The 16,299-nt window shown below is 61.2% G+C and carries 16 protein-coding genes; 3 read left to right on the forward strand and 13 right to left on the reverse strand.

The genetic code is table 11. From position 1 onward, the window contains the following. Nucleotides 1–16: 16 nt before the first annotated feature. From arfA to leuS, 4 genes are all read right to left on the reverse strand, one after another. The gene (arfA, locus tag ACV8MC_RS10220) at nucleotides 17–181 is read right to left on the reverse strand and encodes an alternative ribosome rescue factor ArfA (protein WP_016773035.1); all 165 of its coding nucleotides are present in this window, start codon (nucleotides 179–181) and stop codon (nucleotides 17–19) included. Between the two features lie 182 nt (nucleotides 182–363). After that, nucleotides 364–1,401, reverse strand: coding sequence for a DNA polymerase III subunit delta (holA, locus tag ACV8MC_RS10225; protein WP_041477726.1), 1,038 nt, complete (start codon nucleotides 1,399–1,401; stop codon nucleotides 364–366). 39 nt (nucleotides 1,402–1,440) lie between these two features. Next, nucleotides 1,441–2,046 (reverse strand): LPS-assembly lipoprotein LptE, encoded by a 606-nt coding sequence (locus tag ACV8MC_RS10230; RefSeq protein ID WP_073475660.1) that lies wholly within the window; start codon nucleotides 2,044–2,046, stop codon nucleotides 1,441–1,443. Nucleotides 2,047–2,134: 88 nt separating this feature from the next. Next, a complete protein-coding gene (gene leuS, locus ACV8MC_RS10235; protein WP_041477728.1) occupies nucleotides 2,135–4,741 on the reverse strand; it encodes a leucine--tRNA ligase in 2,607 nt (868 codons plus the stop codon). 255 nt (nucleotides 4,742–4,996) lie between these two features. Between leuS and ACV8MC_RS10240 the strand changes: the two genes are divergently transcribed. Beyond that, entirely contained in the window at nucleotides 4,997–5,320 is a 324-nt protein-coding gene (locus ACV8MC_RS10240; RefSeq protein WP_024014441.1) for a hypothetical protein, read from the forward strand. A 104-nt stretch (nucleotides 5,321–5,424) separates the two neighbouring features. Next, complete coding sequence (locus tag ACV8MC_RS10245; protein ID WP_457265177.1) at nucleotides 5,425–6,186, forward strand: YdcF family protein; 762 nt, start codon at nucleotides 5,425–5,427, stop codon at nucleotides 6,184–6,186. Nucleotides 6,187–6,302: 116 nt separating this feature from the next. On the opposite strand, the gene lnt is transcribed toward ACV8MC_RS10245, so the two are convergent. From lnt to miaB, 5 genes are all read right to left on the reverse strand, one after another. Continuing rightward, nucleotides 6,303–7,826, reverse strand: coding sequence for an apolipoprotein N-acyltransferase (gene lnt, locus ACV8MC_RS10250; protein WP_457265179.1), 1,524 nt, complete (start codon nucleotides 7,824–7,826; stop codon nucleotides 6,303–6,305). Nucleotides 7,827–7,840: 14 nt separating this feature from the next. After that, the gene (locus tag ACV8MC_RS10255; protein WP_024014438.1) at nucleotides 7,841–8,680 is read right to left on the reverse strand and encodes an HlyC/CorC family transporter; all 840 of its coding nucleotides are present in this window, start codon (nucleotides 8,678–8,680) and stop codon (nucleotides 7,841–7,843) included. A gap of 5 nt (nucleotides 8,681–8,685) precedes the next feature. After that, the gene (ybeY, locus tag ACV8MC_RS10260; RefSeq protein WP_016773042.1) at nucleotides 8,686–9,180 is read right to left on the reverse strand and encodes an rRNA maturation RNase YbeY; all 495 of its coding nucleotides are present in this window, start codon (nucleotides 9,178–9,180) and stop codon (nucleotides 8,686–8,688) included. Continuing rightward, nucleotides 9,173–10,165 (reverse strand): PhoH family protein, encoded by a 993-nt coding sequence (locus ACV8MC_RS10265; protein ID WP_016773043.1) that lies wholly within the window; start codon nucleotides 10,163–10,165, stop codon nucleotides 9,173–9,175. Before ACV8MC_RS10265 ends, ybeY begins: the two co-directional genes overlap by 8 nt. Before the next feature lie 283 nt (nucleotides 10,166–10,448). After that, on the reverse strand, nucleotides 10,449–11,777 hold the full coding sequence (gene miaB / locus ACV8MC_RS10270; RefSeq protein WP_041477732.1) for a tRNA (N6-isopentenyl adenosine(37)-C2)-methylthiotransferase MiaB: 1,329 nt from the start codon (nucleotides 11,775–11,777) through the stop codon (nucleotides 10,449–10,451). A 132-nt stretch (nucleotides 11,778–11,909) separates the two neighbouring features. Between miaB and ACV8MC_RS10275 the strand changes: the two genes are divergently transcribed. After that, nucleotides 11,910–12,239, forward strand: a complete 330-nt coding sequence (locus tag ACV8MC_RS10275) for a DUF1820 family protein (protein ID WP_016773045.1) — start codon at nucleotides 11,910–11,912, stop codon at nucleotides 12,237–12,239. Between the two features lie 175 nt (nucleotides 12,240–12,414). On the opposite strand, the gene ACV8MC_RS10280 is transcribed toward ACV8MC_RS10275, so the two are convergent. From ACV8MC_RS10280 to ACV8MC_RS10295, 4 genes are all read right to left on the reverse strand, one after another. Beyond that, nucleotides 12,415–12,969 (reverse strand): tetratricopeptide repeat protein, encoded by a 555-nt coding sequence (locus ACV8MC_RS10280; RefSeq protein ID WP_016773046.1) that lies wholly within the window; start codon nucleotides 12,967–12,969, stop codon nucleotides 12,415–12,417. A gap of 224 nt (nucleotides 12,970–13,193) precedes the next feature. Further along, nucleotides 13,194–14,477 carry a glutamate-1-semialdehyde 2,1-aminomutase gene (hemL, locus tag ACV8MC_RS10285; protein ID WP_186568854.1) on the reverse strand — a complete coding sequence of 428 codons (1,284 nt, stop codon included), beginning with the start codon at nucleotides 14,475–14,477 and terminating at the stop codon, nucleotides 13,194–13,196. A 15-nt stretch (nucleotides 14,478–14,492) separates the two neighbouring features. Then, complete coding sequence (gene thiE, locus ACV8MC_RS10290) at nucleotides 14,493–15,116, reverse strand: thiamine phosphate synthase (protein WP_041477735.1); 624 nt, start codon at nucleotides 15,114–15,116, stop codon at nucleotides 14,493–14,495. An 18-nt stretch (nucleotides 15,117–15,134) separates the two neighbouring features. Continuing rightward, the gene (locus ACV8MC_RS10295) at nucleotides 15,135–15,932 is read right to left on the reverse strand and encodes a hydroxymethylpyrimidine/phosphomethylpyrimidine kinase (RefSeq protein ID WP_007909650.1); all 798 of its coding nucleotides are present in this window, start codon (nucleotides 15,930–15,932) and stop codon (nucleotides 15,135–15,137) included. Between the last annotated feature and the right edge of the window lie 367 nt (nucleotides 15,933–16,299).

Raw genomic sequence — 16,299 nt, forward strand, 5'->3', positions numbered from 1 at the left:
CGAGGGGTAGTGCGCTTCAGGCAGCCAGAAAGTAAAAAGCCTCCCGGTTGTCAGACCGGAAGGCTTCGCGGCGGTAGCTGCCTTTGCCCTTGGCTGGTCGTTCCTGGCGGCTGCGGAACAATGGCTGGGCGACGATGGATTTGGCCTTGTTGGGGCCATGCTTTGCTGGCTTTTTGCTCATGAGGGTTCTCTCGGCGTGGTGGGTTTTGCGCCGGGAATAATCTGCCGATGTGGAGCATCTGTCCAGTAGCTCATACGTAGGAATATTCTGGCGCTTTCGCGAGCAGGCTCGCTCCCACATTGGTACGCGGTCACCTGTGGGAGCGAGCCTGCTCGCGAATGGGCGCTACCCGATTGAATGCCTTACTCGGCAGGCAAAGACAGTCGCTGGCCAGCCATCAACAGCGCCAACCGACTCAGGCTCATCCACGGTGAACCCGCCGCCTGGCCCTTGATCTGCGCATCGATGCGCTGCGCTTCGAGCAGCAACTGTGCCCAGCGTTGCGCCGAGTAACGTTGCAGCGCCTTGCTCATCAGCGGCTTGCGCTTGTCCCAGACCGGCGGTTTCGACTGGCTGAAGCATTTGTCCAGTGGCGTGCCCTGGCTGTATTGCAGGGAGATGTTGGCCAGCAGGCGCAACTCCCGCGCCAATGCCCAGAGAATCACTGGCGGCTCGACGCCTTCGCCGCGCAGGCCCTCAAGCATGCGCAACGCGTGCGCCGGTTCGCCGTTGAGCACCGCGTCGGTCAGGCCGAACACGTCAAACCGGGCACTGTCGGCCACGGCGGCCTGCACGGTTTCGACGGTGATCTGCCCACCTTCGGCCATCAACTTGAGCTTTTCGATTTCCTGTGCGGCGGCGAGCAGGTTGCCTTCGACACGCGCGGCAATCAATTCGACGGCGTCCTGACTGGCCGACAGACCTGCCTGGGACAGGCGCTGACGAATCCAGCTCGGCAGCTGATTGGCATCCACCGGCCAGATCTGCACGAACTGGGTTTGCTGGCCTTCGACCAGTGCCTTGCCCCACTTGGTTTTCTGCGCGCTGCCATCGAGCTTCGGCAAGCTGATCAGCAGAACCGTGTCTTCCGCAGGACGCGAGCAGTATTCGATCAGCGCGGCGGCGCCTTTATCGCCAGGCTTACCGGACGGCAGGCGCAGTTCCAACAGGCGTTTTTCGGCGAACAGCGACATGCTTGCGCCGGCCTGCAGCAACGTACCCCAATCGAAATTGGCGTCGGCGGCGAAGACCTGACGTTCGTCGAAACCTTGCTGGCGAGCAGCGGTGCGGATGGCGTCGGCGGCTTCCTGACACAGCAACGGATCATCGCCGCTGATGATGTAGACCGGCGCAAGTGCGCCTTGCAGGTGTTTGCCGAGTTGCGCGGGAGCGAGCTTCATAAGGAAGGGCGAGCGGGGCGCCTGAGCGCCCCGGCCGTCTTACTGCTGCGGGATTTCGAGCGGCGACTGACGCGGAGTTTCCGCCTCAGCCTTCTGCGCCGCTTCCAGCGCATCGGCTTCAGCCTTGGCGCGGTCGTTGGCGGTTTGCTGCAGTTGCTGCAACTGGCCCGGGGTCAGCTGCGACAGGCGCAGCATCATGCGCTGCACCAGCTCGCGACGGATTTCATGACGGGCGTCGTTGGCTTCCTGATCGGAGCCGACGAGGTTGTTGCCGTCGTGAATGAACACCTTCTGCACTTCGAGCTTATCGCTAAGCAGGGACAGGTCTTTGTCGCCGCGGATGTCATAGCTCAGCACAGTGTTGACCTGATACTCGCCTGTGCGCCCGGCACCGGCATAGCTGAGGATGCGCTGGCTTTCCTGCTCGTCAGCCAGATACAGCTTGTACGGCGCGCCGCTGTAAACCTTGACGCCGCTGGACTCCAGCGTCTGACGCAGCTGTCTTACGGTTTCGCCATAAGCGTTACGCGCGCTCAGGTCGATTTCCTTGATCGACAGTTCGTTGGTGCCGGTACCACGCAACTGGAAACCGCAGGCGCTCAGCAGAACGGCGAGGCCCATCACCAGCAGATTGCGTTTGATCATTGTGTTGCTCCCCTTGAAACCAGGTGAGCCGACTCTGCGGCCCGAAAGGTTTTACTGGGTGCCAGGCGAGCCCGGCACCCGATCCAATTTAGCTGGCGACGATGTTGACCAGTTTGCCCGGCACCACGATCACTTTGCGAATGGTCAGGCCATCGACGAAACGCAGCACGTTCTCGTTGATGCGCGCGGCGGCTTCGATCTCTTCGCGAGTGGCACTGGCCGGCATTTCGATCTGCCCGCGCAGCTTGCCGTTGACCTGAATGACCAGGGTCAGGTTGTCCTGCACCAAGGCACTTTCGTCCACGGCCGGCCAGCCTGCATCGATCACCGCATCGGCGTGACCCAACTGCTTCCACAGTTCATGGCTGATGTGCGGGGTGATCGGCGCCAGCAGCAGGGTCACCGCTTCCAGACCTTCGTGCAGCAGCGCGCGGTCCTGTTCGGTGCCTTGGGCGGCTTTTTCCAGCACGTTCATCAGCGTCATTACCTGGGCGATGGCGGTGTTGAATTTGTGGTTCTGGCCGACGTCATGGCTGGCCTGCTTGATCGCCAGGTGAATCGCACGACGCACGGTTTTCTGCTCGTCGCTCAGCGCGGCGATATCCAGTTTGCCCGGCAGGCCTTGGGTAACGTGCGCTTGCGCCAGGCGCCAGACACGCTTGAGGAAACGGTGCGAACCTTCAACGCCGGAATCGGACCATTCCGCGCTCATGTCAGGCGGCGAGGCGAACATCATGAACAGACGGCAGGTGTCGGCACCGAACTGGTCGATCATCGACTGCGGGTCGACGCCGTTGTTCTTCGACTTGGCCATCTTCTCGGTACCGCCGATTTCCACCGGCAGGCCGTCGGATTTCAGCTTGGCGCTAATCACCTTGGCTTTGCTGTCACGCTCCAGTTCCACGTCTGCCGGGTTGAACCAGGTGTAAGCGCCATTGGCTTCGCGACGATAGTAAGTCTCGGCGATCACCATGCCCTGGGTCAGCAGGTTCTTGAACGGCTCATTGGAGCTGACCAGACCTTCGTCACGCATCAGCTTGTGGAAGAAGCGCGCGTAAAGCAGGTGGAGAATGGCGTGTTCGATACCACCGATGTACTGATCCACCGGCAGCCAGTGATCGGCTGCGGATTTTTCTACCAGGCCACCTTCAAAATGCGGCGAGGCGTAACGGGCGTAGTACCACGACGACTCGACGAAGGTGTCCATCGTGTCGGTTTCACGCTTGGCCGGCGCGCCGCATTTCGGGCAGCTGCATTCGTAGAACTCGGGCATGCGCGCCAGCGGCGAACCGGCGCCGTCCGGCACCACGTCTTCCGGCAGAACGACAGGCAGTTGATCTTCCGGCACCGGCACGTCGCCGCACGCGGCGCAATGGATGATCGGGATCGGGCAGCCCCAGTATCGCTGGCGGCTGATGCCCCAGTCGCGCAGGCGGAACTGGGTGCGCGAGGCGCCCAGTTGTTTCTTGATCAGGGCCACTTCCATGGCGTCGAACGCGCCGGCGAAGTCCAGGCCGTCGAACTCGCCGGAGTTGATCAGCGTGCCGTGCTCGCCATAGGCGTCCTGCCACGGCGCCGGGTTGGTATCACCGGAGCTGGTGCGCACCACCGATTTCACCGGCAGGTTGTACTTGTGAGCGAATTCGAAATCGCGCTCGTCGTGCGCCGGAACCGCCATGACTGCGCCGTCGCCGTAATGCATCAGCACGTAGTTGGCGACCCACACCGGCAGCTTTTCGCCGGTCAGCGGGTGCTCGACGAACAGGCCGGTCGGCAGGCCTTTCTTTTCCTGGGTGGCGACATCGGCTTCAGCGACGCTGCCGCCCTTGCATTCAGCGATGAACGCTTGCAGCTCAGGATTGTTCTGCGCGGCCAGGGTGGCCAGCGGGTGCTCGGCAGCGACGGCGACGTAGGTCGCGCCCATCAGGGTGTCCGGACGGGTGGTGAAGACTTTCAGGGTGCCGGCTTCGCCGATCGAATCGACGTTGTACGGGAACTGCACTTCCATGCCACGGGACTTGCCGATCCAGTTGCGCTGCATGGTCTTGACCTGTTCAGGCCAGCCAGTCAGTTCGTCGAGGCTTTCCAGCAGCTCGTCGGCGTAAGCGGTGATCTTGAAGTAGTACATCGGGATTTCGCGCTTTTCGATCAGCGCGCCGGAGCGCCAGCCACGGCCGTCGATGACTTGCTCGTTGGCCAGAACGGTCTGGTCGACCGGGTCCCAGTTCACGGTGCCGTTCTTGCGGTAGATCACGCCTTTTTCGAACAGGCGCGTGAACAGCCATTGTTCCCAACGGTAGTAGTCCGGCTTGCAGGTGGTCACTTCACGGGACCAGTCCACCGCGAGGCCGAGGCTGCGCAGCTGCGACTTCATGTAGGCGATGTTCTCGTAGGTCCACTTGGCGGGCGCTACGTTGTTTTTCATTGCGGCGTTTTCCGCCGGCATGCCGAACGCATCCCAGCCCATTGGCTGCAGAACATTCTTGCCCTGCATGCGCTGGTAGCGCGAGATCACATCGCCAATGGTGTAGTTGCGCACGTGGCCCATGTGCAGCTTGCCGCTGGGGTAAGGGAACATCGACAGGCAGTAGTAGGTTTCCTTGCCTGGCTGTTCACTGACTTCAAAGGACTTTTGCTCATCCCAGAACGACTGGGCGGCGGCTTCGATCTCACGTGGCTGATATTGTTCGTGCATGGCTACTTTTGTACTGGATAGGGGTGGCCTAATCCTCTTCGACGGCAGCATCCGGGATGGCCCGGGTGCGCTGGAAGTGGAATGACAGGAAGCGCCGTAGCATACATGACCGCGCTTGGCCGAGGGAAACCCTGATTACAGCTGTTTGCCCGACCTTTTGGACGACGAGGGCCGTTGGTCGCGGCGTGTAGCCGGTTCGTGCAGCGAAGCTAAGCTCTAATTGGGGAGTGAGTCTTATCTTCAATGAGGTGAGGGATGGTGGAGCAACGGAAAAAGAACGTAACGAAACCCGAGTTGTACGAAAGGTTGATCGATCGTCTGGGCATGGCGCTGGACGCCGTGAAAACCGCTGACCGGCTGCGCGACGAGCGCCCCCTGGAACTGGAATTGCGTGGCTTGAGCCCCGCCGAGTTCAAACTGGTCAAGGCCTATCTGGATCGCAGTGAACGTGAAACGCAGGGGTGCCTGTCTCAAGCAGTGAAGCAACTCGATGCAGCACATTCGGCCAAGGTCATCTGGCTCAAGGACAAGGCGCCGCGCAGAGACACCGGCAAGGTGCGCTCTGTACAGGCCAAGTAAGCACATGGCAGGTCAGGAAACGGATCTTTTGCAACAGGATCCCGCCTAATGGTTGTAACGCGTAATCAACACTTTTAGGCTTCGGGCATCTTTGGAGATGCCCGATGCCCTTTCGCTATTTCATCAAACAACTTTTATTGCCGCCCGGCATTCTTTTGCTGCTGTTGCTGGCTGCCTGGTGGCTGCGCCGCTCACGGCCACGCCTGGCTGGCGTGTGTTTTGCCCTTGGCTTTGGTGGCCTGCTGCTGATGAGCCTGCCGGTGGTCGTGCAGTGGAGCGCCAAGGCGCTGGAGCGTGAGCCGCCGCTGGCGCGGTCAGAGTGGACGACCCTGGCGCAACGTGCCGATGCGATTGTGGTGCTGGGCTCGGGACGCGAGCGCGGTGACATCGCCTGGGGCGAAGACCAGCCGACCGGCATCGGACTGGAGCGGCAGCGTTACGCGGCGCGCCTGGCCAAGGCCTCGGGCCTGCCGATTCTGACCAGCGGTGGCCTGCACTACGGCACGCCGCCGACCGAAGCGAAATTGATGGCAGATTCGTTGCGTGATGATTTCGACGTAACGGTGCGCTGGCAGGAAGGCGAGAGTCGTACCACATGGGAGAACGCGAAGATGACGGCAGATATCCTCTTGCCGCAGGGGATCAAGCGGGTCGTCGTGGTGACGCAGGCGTGGCACATGCCGCGCGCGGTGTGGAGCTTTGAGCAGGCGGGTTTCGAGGTGGTGCCGGCGCCGGTGGGTTTCCTCGGTACGGATAACGCCCGGCCGTTTGGCGGCTGGTTGCCGGAATTCAAGTCGATCTGGCAGAGCGGGCAATTGCTCAATGAAGCGGTGGGGCAGGTGGGGTACTCGTTGTTTTACCGCTGAAGATCATTGTGGCGAGGGGATTTATCCCCGACGGGGCGCGTAGCGATCCCTCTCTTACCTTCAGAAGAGGGGACTGCTGCGCACTCCAGCGGGGATAAATCCCCTTGTCACATTTCTCAGAGGGTCTTCGACATCCGGCTGGCCATCAGCGCCCAGCCAAACAGCAGCAGGCACAACGCGATCAACGGCCACGAGCGCCATTGCAGATACGGCGTCAGATCGTGCATCGGTACCACTTCGCCGTACAGCACGCCTTGTTCGAACTGCGGAATCTGTTCGGTGATCTGCCCGAACGGGTTGATCAGGCCGGTGACGCCGTTGTTGGTCGCGCGGATCATCCAGCGTCCGGCTTCCAGCGCGCGCATCTGCGCCATCTGCAGATGTTGCAGCGGGCCGATGGACGTGCCGAACCAGGTGTCGTTGCTGATGGTCAGCAGCAGATCACTGCGTGCCGACAGGCCGGCGGCGAATTCCGGATAGACCACCTCGTAGCAGATGAACGGTGCAATCTGGTAACCCTTGGCTTGCAAGAGCGCTTGATCGGACGGGCCGCGAGCGAAGTCCGACATCGGCAGGTCGAAGAACGCGATCAAGCCGCGCAACACGTCCTGCAACGGCACGTACTCGCCGAACGGCACCAGTTTCTGCTTCAGGTAAGTGCCGTCGCCTTCGCCGACCACGGTGATGCCGTTGAAGAAGCGCCGTTCGTGATGCACGGTCTGGCGGATCGGCACACCGGTGATCAGCGCTGATTTACGCTCGGCGGCGAAGTTGCCGATCATCGTCAGGTAGCCCTCGGCGGACTCCTTCAACACCGGCACGGCGGTTTCCGGCCAGATCAGCAGATCGACCGGTTTGGAGCGGAAGCTCAGATCACGGTACAGCGCCAGTTGCGCGTTGAGCTCGGCCGGGTCCCATTTCATGCTCTGCGCGACGTTGCCCTGAATTGCGGCCACGGTCAGCGGTGCGCCGGACGGGCTGGTCCACGCGTGGCCTTTGAGGGCGATGCCTGCTACCCATGGCCCCGCCAGAAGTACCACACCGGCCGCGATAAAACCCTTGCGGCGCGCCTGCAACAAGCGCGGCGCGTTGTAGATCAGCGCTGCGGTCAGTGCCAGAACAAACGAGACCAGCCACATGCCGCCCACCGGCGCGAGCCCGGCCAGCGGGCCGTCGAGCTGGCTATAACCGGAATACAGCCACGGGAAACCGGTAAGGAACCAGCCACGAAACGCTTCCTGGCCGACCCACAGCGCTGCAAAGGCCAAGGCATCCGCCAGCGGTGCTTCGTTACGCCGCAACCAGCGCGCCCACAGCCACGCGGGCAGGGCGAAGAACCAGGCAATCGCCGCGGTGAACAGCAGCATCAGGAACCCGGCGAGCAACACCGAAGCGCCACCAAAGTGGTGAATGCTGTAATAGATCCAACTGGTGCCGGCACCGAACAGGCCGAAGCCGAAGCACCAGCCACGGCCGAGCGCCTGACGCGGGCTCAGCTCACGCAAACCGGCATAGAACAGACCAACCGCCAGCAATGCCAGCGGCCAGATGTCGAACGGTGCGAGAGCGAATGTGGTGATTGCACCGGCCGCCACGGCCAGCAGGTTACCGGGCCAGCCGGGGCGGGTTGTCCAGCGCATTTCAGTCCTTAGAATTAACGAGCGATAGGCGTCAGTCGCAGCAAGTGAATCCGACGGCTGTCGGCGTTCAGGATGCGGAAACGATAAGCGCCGATTTCAGTGGTTTCGTTGCGTTTTGGCAAGTGCCCGAACGCGCTCATCACCAGGCCGCCGACGGTGTCGAATTCGTCGTCGGAGAACTCGCTGTCGAAGAACTCATTGAAGTTCTCGATCGGCGTCAGCGCCTTGATCAGGAAATCACCGCTGGGCAGCGGCTTGATGTAGCTGTCTTCTTCGACGTCGTGCTCGTCCTCGATGTCGCCGACGATCTGCTCGAGCACGTCTTCGATTGTCACCAGACCGGCCACACCGCCGTATTCGTCGATGACGATGGCCATGTGGTTGTGGTTGGCGCGGAACTCACGCAGCAACACGTTCAGACGCTTGGACTCCGGCACGAAGGTGGCCGGGCGCAGCAGGTCCTTGATGTTGAAGCTGTCGCCGTTCTCCTTGAGGATCAGCGGCAGCAGATCCTTGGCCAGCAGTACGCCCATCACGTCGTCATGGCTTTCGCCGATGACCGGATAGCGCGAGTGGGCCGAGTCGACTACGGCGGGGAGGAATTCGCGGGGTGTCTGGGTCGCCTTGATGCTGACCATCTGCGAGCGCGGCACCATGATGTCGCGCACTTGCAGGTCAGCCACCTGGATGGCGCCTTCGACGATGGCCAGCGCTTCGCTGTCCAGCAGTTTGTTCTGATGTGCATCACGCAGCAGCTCGAGGAGCTCCTGACGGTTCTTCGGCTCGTGGGCAAAAGCCTGGGTCAGTTTACCCAGCCATGACTTCTGCCCGTTGCTCGATCGATCTTCGCTCATAGCGATTACTCTGAATCCTTTGTTGTAACGATGGGGGAGTGTTCGGTTTCGTCGTCCGCGTACGGATCGGGATAGCCCAGTTCAGCAAGCAACTCGCGTTCCAGCGCTTCCATTTCTTCGGCTTCGTCGTCATCTATATGGTCGTAACCCAGCAGATGCAAGCAGCCGTGAATGACCAGATGTGCCCAGTGGGCCTTTAGTTCCTTGCCCTGCTCGGCGGCTTCGCGTTCGACCACGGCCACGCAGATGACCAGATCGCCGAGCAGCGGGATATCGAGAAACTCGTCAGGCACTTCCGCCGGGAACGACAACACGTTGGTCGCGTAATCCTTGTGGCGCCAGGTGTGATTGAGCTCGCGGCCCTCTTCCTCGTCGACCAGACGAATGGTCATTTCCGAATCAGCGCTGCGCTGGCGCAGGGCCAGTTCGCACCACTGGCGGAACTCGGCTTCACTCGGCGCGCTGGCCTCGGTGGCGATTTGCAGATCCAGCTCAAGCATCGCGCGAGGCTTCCTTCGCGGCTTCGGCACGGGTTTCGAAGCGCTCGTAGGCCTCGACAATCCGCTGCACCAACGGGTGGCGCACGACGTCCTTGGGCTGGAAGTGGGTGAAGCTGATGCCCGGCACGTCTTTGAGCACTTCGATCACATGGTGCAGCCCGGACTTGGTGCCGCGCGGCAGGTCGACCTGGGTGATGTCGCCGGTGATCACGGCGGTGGAGCCGAAGCCGATGCGCGTGAGGAACATCTTCATCTGCTCGACGGTGGTGTTCTGGCTTTCGTCGAGAATGATGAAGCTGTTGTTCAGCGTACGACCGCGCATGTAGGCCAGCGGCGCGACTTCGATCACCTGTTTCTCGATCAGCTTGGCGACGTATTCGAAACCGAGCATTTCGTACAGCGCGTCGTAGAGCGGGCGCAGGTACGGGTCGATCTTCTGCGACAGATCGCCGGGCAGGAAGCCGAGCTTTTCTCCCGCTTCGACTGCCGGACGCACCAGCAGGATGCGGCGGATCTGCTCGCGCTCCAGCGCATCCACCGCGCAGGCCACGGCCAGATAGGTCTTGCCGGTACCGGCCGGGCCGATGCCGAAGTTGATGTCGTTGCCGAGGATTTCCTTCACATAGCGCTGCTGATTCAAGCCGCGCGGGCGAATCATGCCTTTCTTGGTGCGCAGGGCGACGGTCGCTTCGGCAGGGGCCGGGTTGTCGATATCTGCTGATTCCTGAATGAACAGGTGCACCAGGTCTGGCGACAGCTCGGTACCCTTGGTTTCCCGGTACAGGCGGCGCAGCAGGTTTTCCGCGGACGTGGTGAGTTTTGGATCGCCAATCAACTCGAACTGGTTTCCGCGATTGCGGATCTCGATGGCCAGGCGCTGTTCGATCAAGCGCAAATGCTCGTCGAATTGCCCGCACAGATTGGCGAAGCGGCGAGCCTCAAAAGGCTCGAGGAGAAAACGATGTGGTTCGATGGGTGCGTTCAAGGTCGTATTTAGCCGCCCTGGGGCAATTAGGATGAAATCAAGGATAACGCCAGTGGCCTGGGTGCGAAAGCTCTTAAATATCGACGCTGCTTTCGAACCCATTCTCTGTGGCTGGCGGGGTCATTTGTGGTGAGGGGATTTATCCCCGATGGGGCGCGAAGCGGCCCTGAAACCATTATCAGAGGTGTATCAGATCACCCGGATTGCAGGTTTTGGGTCGGCTGCGCCAACCATCGGGGATAAATCCCCTCACCACAGAAGCCCCATCCACAATGCGATGGTGTTATTGAACCAGCGAACCACGCAGCGAGTGCGGTTGCGCGGCGTCGATGTGCACATCGGCGAACTGGCCGATCAGGGTGGGATTGTCGCAGCGGAAGTTGACGATACGATTATTCTCGGTGCGGCCCTGGAGCTCGCCCGGGTCTTTCTTCGAATAATCGGTCACCAGAATGCGCTGGATCGAGCCGACCATTTGTCGGCTGATCTCGAAGCCCTGCTGATTCAGACGATGTTGCAGCGCGTTCAGACGTTCTTTCTTCAATTCTTCCGGCGTGTCATCTGCCAGATCGGCAGCGGGCGTGCCCGGGCGCTGGCTGTAGACGAACGAGTAGGAGAAATCGAAGCCGACATCGGCAATCAGCTTCATGGTCTGTTCGAAGTCTTTCTCGGTTTCACCGGGGAAGCCGACGATGAAGTCCGAACTGATGCAGATCCCCGGCACGGCAGCGCGCAATTTGCGCAGCTTGGATTTGTACTCCAGCGCCGTGTGGTTGCGCTTCATCGCCGCGAGAATCCGGTCGGAGCCCGACTGCACCGGCAAGTGCAAGTGCTTGACCAGTTCCGGCACTTCGGCGTGGGCCTGGATCAGGCTGTCGGAAAACTCCAGCGGGTGCGACGTGGTGTAGCGGATGCGATCGATGCCATCGACAGCGGCGACCACGCGGATCAGCTCGGCCAGATCGGCCAGGCGACCGTCGTGGGTCTGGCCGCGATAGCCGTTGACGTTCTGCCCGAGCAACGTCACTTCACGCACGCCGTGTTCGGCAAGGTGAATGATTTCCGCGATCACGTCGTCGAACGGCCGGCTGACTTCTTCACCACGGGTATACGGCACCACGCAGAACGTGCAGTACTTGCTGCAACCTTCCATCACTGACACATAAGCGCTCGGGCCGTCGATACGCGGCTCGGGCAGGTGGTCGAATTTTTCGATTTCCGGAAACGACACGTCGACCTGCGGCAGCTTGCTGCTGCGCGCGGCGTCGATCATTTCCGGCAGACGGTGCAGGGTCTGCGGGCCGAACACCACGTCGACGTACGGAGCGCGATCGCGAATCGCTGCGCCTTCCTGACTGGCCACGCAACCGCCGACGGCGATGACCATGTCGGGGTTGGCCAGCTTCAGTTCGCGCCAGCGGCCGAGCTGCGAATACACGCGATCCTGGGCGCGTTCGCGGATCGAACAGGTGTTGAGCAGAATCACGTCGGCATCTTCCGCGCGGGCGGTGACTTCCAGGGCCTGATGTTCGCCCAGCAGATCGACCATGCGCGAGCTGTCGTACTCGTTCATCTGGCAACCGTGGGTTTCGATGTAAAGCTTCTTGGCCATGGATTCGGGTCGTCACGTGATTCAAAGAACCGCGCATTATAGGGAACAAGCCGTCAGGTTCCTACCGCTGTGCGTCCGGTGGCTATGCTATAGTTCGCGCCCTCATTTTTACCCCGATGTTATCCGCCCGCCATGACCAAACGCGAAGCTCCAATCTACAAGGTGATTTTCCTCAACCAGGGCCAGGTGTTCGAAATGTACGCCAAGCAGATCTATCAAAGTGATCTGTGGGGTTTCCTGGAAGTTGAAGAATTCGTCTTTGGCGAGCGTACGCAAATGGTCGTCGATCCGAGCGAAGAAAAGCTCAAGGCGCAATTCGAAGGCGTGGTGCGCAGCTTTGTGCCGATGCATTCGATCGTGCGCATCGATGAAGTCGAACGTCTGGGTACACCGAAAATCAGCGAAGCCCGTGGCGCGGTCGGCAATGTCATGCCGTTTCCGATGCCGATGCCTGAGAAGTAAGCACAGCTTTGGATTTGGAATGATGTTGTGGCGAGGGGATTTATCCCCGCTCGGCTGCGAAGCAGTCGCAATCCATCCCGCAATATGTGTCAGACAGAACCGGGTTGCAGGGTTTGGGGCTGCTTCGCAGCCCAACGGGGATAAATCCCCTCGCCACAGGTAATCTCCGCAGCCTTTAGGGCAATGGTGAGAATGGCGTACGCCCATCGGCGTTCTGCAGTTCCATCAGGTATTTGCGGAAAATCTGCCCGAGCACCTGAGTGGCGGTTTCGAGATCTTCGCGGGACATCTTTTCCGAGACTTCGTCGGCCGTGTCCAGCGCCTCTTCGGCACCGTTGACCGCTGCCATCTTCAGCACGATGTAGGCCTGGATATTGTTGGCCTGCACGCCTTCACCGTGGAAGAACATGCTGCCGAGCTTGAATTGCGCCTGGGCGTGGCCTTGCAGCGAGGCCTTTTCGAAATAGCTCAGGGCTTGATTGAGGTCGCGCGGCGCGTTCTTGCCGTCGTAGTAGAACTCACCCAACTCGTATTGCGCTTGCGCGTCCCCTTCGTCCGCCGCTTTCTGGCAGGCGGCCAGTGCCTGCGTGACATCTTGCGGCTGAGTATTGAGGGTGCAACGACCCATCGCCGGGATCAACAACGAGTTGCCGCCTGCTTGTGCATGCGCGAGCAGGGGCTGAAGGAGCAACAGGCAGCCCAATGCAAGGGTGCGGCCGGTGCGGTTCATGGGAATCGACTTACCTCTGAAGGGCACGCGGACCCGTCGAGGGATCCAATAAGCGCGCATTATGAAATAAGCAGGGCCAACCTTACAAAGTCTTTACTCGTTTTTCTGCTGCGTGGGGAATATATCGCCCGATTCGGGCAGGATTTTCGCAGGCATGTCGGAAAAACCGAGCGGATGTAGGCGAAAGCTGACGCTGGCCATAGCCAACGTCAGCGGTACGGCGATTATTTCAATGCGGCGAAGGCGCGCTCGGCAGCGTCCAGCGTCAGTTGCAACTCGGCTTCGCCATGGGCGATCGAGGTGAAACCGGCTTCGAACGCACTCGGCGCCAGGTACACGCCACCTTCCAGCATCAGGTGGAAGAAGCGACCGAACATTGCTGCGTCGCTGGCCATCACGTCGTCGAAGGTGACGATGTCGTCGGCGCCGCTGAAGTACAGACCGAACATGCCGCCGGCCTGAGTGGTCACGAACGGGATGCCGGCGGCATCGGCGCGCTGTTGCAGACCGTCGAGCATGCGCGCGGTGTAGTCGGTCAATTCGGCGTGGAAACCCGGGCGGCTGATCAGACGCAAGGTCGTCAGGCCGGCAGCCATCGCCAGCGGATTACCCGACAACGTACCGGCCTGATACACCGGACCGAGCGGGGCGATGCGCTGCATGATTTCGCGTTTGCCACCGAAGCAGCCCACCGGCATGCCGCCGCCGATGATCTTGCCGAACGTGGTCAGGTCCGGCGTCACGCCGTAGTGCGCCTGGGCACCGCCGAGGGCGACGCGGAAACCGGTCATCACTTCGTCGAAAATCAACACCACGCCGTGCTTATCACACAGCGAACGCAGGCCTTCGAGGAAGCCCGGCGCTGGCGGCACGCAGTTCATGTTGCCGGCGACCGGTTCGACGATGATGCACGCCACGTCCTCGCCCACTTCGGCGAGCATCGTTTCAACTGCGTCGATGTCGTTGAACGGCAGGGTCAGGGTGTGTTTGGCAAATGCCGCTGGCACGCCGGCCGAGCTCGGTACGCCCTGGGTCAGAGCGCCGGAACCGGCCTTGACCAGCAGGCTGTCGGAGTGGCCGTGGTAGCAGCCTTCGAATTTGATGATGCTGTCGCGACCGGTGTAACCACGGGCCAGACGGATCGCGCTCATGGTCGCTTCGGTGCCGGAGCTGACCATGCGCACCATGTCCATCGACGGCACAAGCGAGCAGACCAGATCGGCCATCTCGGTTTCCATCGACGTCGGTGCGCCGTAGGACAGGCCGTGTTGCAGCTGATTGCGCACCGCGTCGAGCACGTCCGGATGGCTGTGGCCGAGGATCATCGGCCCCCACGAACCCACGTAATCGACATAGCGCTTGTCATCTTCGTCGGTGACGTAAGCGCCTTCGGCGTGTTTGAAGAACAGCGGGGTGCCGCCAACGCTCTTGAACGCGCGCACCGGCGAGTTGACGCCGCCGGGAATGTGTTTCTGAGCATTGGCAAACAGGGTTTCGGAACGAGACATGATCGGGCTCTCAAATCAGATTTTCAGAAGTTCGTTGAAGGCGCGGGCGCGGCGGGTCACTTCGGCGCTGCTCTCGGCGCCGAACAAACCGTGGATCACGGCGAGCAGATCGACACCGTGCTCGACCAGTGGCGCGGCGTTATCGAGGGTGATCCCGCCAATCGCGCAGACCGGCAAGTGCAGCGTGCGCTTGGCTTCGTCGAGCAAGTCGAGGCTGCAGCTTGGTGCACCGGGTTTGGTGGTGGAATTGAAGAAGCGGCCGAAGGCGACATAACTCGCACCTTCTTTAGCGGCTTGCTCGGCCAGGGCGATTTGCCCGTGACAAGTCGAACCGATGATCGCTTTCGAGCCGAGCAGCGCGCGGGTCGGCGACAGCGGGCCGTCGGTCTGGCCCAAGTGCACGCCGACGTTGAGGCGCGCGGCCAGTTCGGCGTCATCGTTGATGATCAGCTGCGTCTTGTAGCGCTCGCACAAGTTGCGCAGCGTTTCGGCCTCGCGCAGACGGCGGGCCTCGTCGCTGCTCTTGTCGCGGTATTGCAGCAGGGTGACGCCGCCGTCGAGCGCCGCCTCCACGTAAGACAGAAACTTGCCGGCCAGCAACTGGCTGTCGGTAATGGCATACAGGCCACGTAGTTTCATCGGGCAGACCTCACGACGTTACGAGCAGAAATCCAGCGGCAGGCGACGCGGCACGAACTGGCCTTTGCCCAGTTGTTCGGCATCGCGCAAAGTGCGCCAGGTGTAATCCAGCGCACTGCGCACGGCACTGGCCAGGTGTTCGCCCTGAGCCAGGCGACCGGCGAGGGCGCTGGCCAGCGTACAACCGGAGCCGTGATAGCTGCCCGGCAGGCGCTGGCAGATAAAGGTTTCGCGCAGGCCGTCGCGGCTGTACACGCGGTTGTGGATTTCAGTTTCGTCGCCATGGCCGCCGGTGATCAGCAGGTTTTTGACGAATGGCAGGAGTTTTTCTGCGCACTCGTCGGCTGTGCCTTCAGGCAGTTCGGCGAGGATGCGCGCTTCAGGAAGATTGGGCGTGGCAATGATCGACAGCGGCAGCAGACGCTCGCGCATCGCATAGCCGACCTCGTCCTTGCCCAGGCGTCCGCCGCCGCCGGCACGCAGCACCGGGTCGCAGACCACCGGCAGATGCGGGTGCGCCGAGAGCAGTTCGACGACCGTGTCGACCATCTCCAGCGAACCGAGCATGCCCAGTTTCACTGCGGCGACTTCGGAGTCGTTGAGCACGGCGTTGGCCTGGGCCAGTACCCATTCACGGTCGAGGACGCGGAAGTCAGTGACGTTGACGGTGTCTTGCACGGTCAGGGCGGTGACGGCCGGAGCCGCATGGCAACCCTGCGCGAGCAAGGCTTCGATATCTGCCTGCAAGCCGGCGCCCCCACTGGGGTCGTGGCCGGAGAGACAGAGGACAACGGGGCGGGAGCTGTAGATATTCATGGTGCGCGAGCTTACCACCAAAGCTGATTTTGGGGTTCAGTACTCACGGTGTTTGCGAGCAGATTGTCGGACAACCCCGCAGTCTTTATTTGGAGCACATTTGTGGCGAGGGGATTTATCCCCGTTGGGCTGCGAAGCGGCCCCAAACCCTGCAATCCGGTTCTTTCTGACACACCTCGCTGGATGGACTTGCGACTGCTTCGCAGCCGAACGGGGATAAATCCCCTCGCCACAATTGGTCATCTATCAAGGAGGCTGTCGTCGCGAGTTGACCAACCCAACAGCTCTATCTCGGTGCTTTGCCCTGGAACGCCCGTTCTAGAGCCGTTGTAGGAAAAATTTCCATGGTGCTCAATGGCCATCAACG

It is taken from the genome of Pseudomonas sp. PK-RTE-24, from assembly GCF_054052265.1.

Bases quoted from the DNA above. Each gene is read 5' to 3' on its own strand.
- arfA (WP_016773035.1), bottom strand. From the start codon at position 181: ATGAGCAAAAAGCCAGCAAAGCATGGCCCCAACAAGGCCAAATCCATC.
- holA (WP_041477726.1), bottom strand. From the start codon at position 1,401: ATGAAGCTCGCTCCCGCGCAACTCGGCAAACACCTGCAAGGCGCACTT.
- ACV8MC_RS10230 (WP_073475660.1), bottom strand. From the start codon at position 2,046: ATGATCAAACGCAATCTGCTGGTGATGGGCCTCGCCGTTCTGCTGAGC.
- leuS (WP_041477728.1), bottom strand. From the start codon at position 4,741: ATGCACGAACAATATCAGCCACGTGAGATCGAAGCCGCCGCCCAGTCG.
- ACV8MC_RS10240 (WP_024014441.1), top strand. From the start codon at position 4,997: ATGGTGGAGCAACGGAAAAAGAACGTAACGAAACCCGAGTTGTACGAA.
- ACV8MC_RS10245 (WP_457265177.1), top strand. From the start codon at position 5,425: ATGCCCTTTCGCTATTTCATCAAACAACTTTTATTGCCGCCCGGCATT.
- lnt (WP_457265179.1), bottom strand. From the start codon at position 7,826: ATGCGCTGGACAACCCGCCCCGGCTGGCCCGGTAACCTGCTGGCCGTG.
- ACV8MC_RS10255 (WP_024014438.1), bottom strand. From the start codon at position 8,680: ATGAGCGAAGATCGATCGAGCAACGGGCAGAAGTCATGGCTGGGTAAA.
- ybeY (WP_016773042.1), bottom strand. From the start codon at position 9,180: ATGCTTGAGCTGGATCTGCAAATCGCCACCGAGGCCAGCGCGCCGAGT.
- miaB (WP_041477732.1), bottom strand. From the start codon at position 11,777: ATGGCCAAGAAGCTTTACATCGAAACCCACGGTTGCCAGATGAACGAG.
- ACV8MC_RS10275 (WP_016773045.1), top strand. From the start codon at position 11,910: ATGACCAAACGCGAAGCTCCAATCTACAAGGTGATTTTCCTCAACCAG.
- ACV8MC_RS10280 (WP_016773046.1), bottom strand. From the start codon at position 12,969: ATGAACCGCACCGGCCGCACCCTTGCATTGGGCTGCCTGTTGCTCCTT.
- hemL (WP_186568854.1), bottom strand. From the start codon at position 14,477: ATGTCTCGTTCCGAAACCCTGTTTGCCAATGCTCAGAAACACATTCCC.
- thiE (WP_041477735.1), bottom strand. From the start codon at position 15,116: ATGAAACTACGTGGCCTGTATGCCATTACCGACAGCCAGTTGCTGGCC.
- ACV8MC_RS10295 (WP_007909650.1), bottom strand. From the start codon at position 15,932: ATGAATATCTACAGCTCCCGCCCCGTTGTCCTCTGTCTCTCCGGCCAC.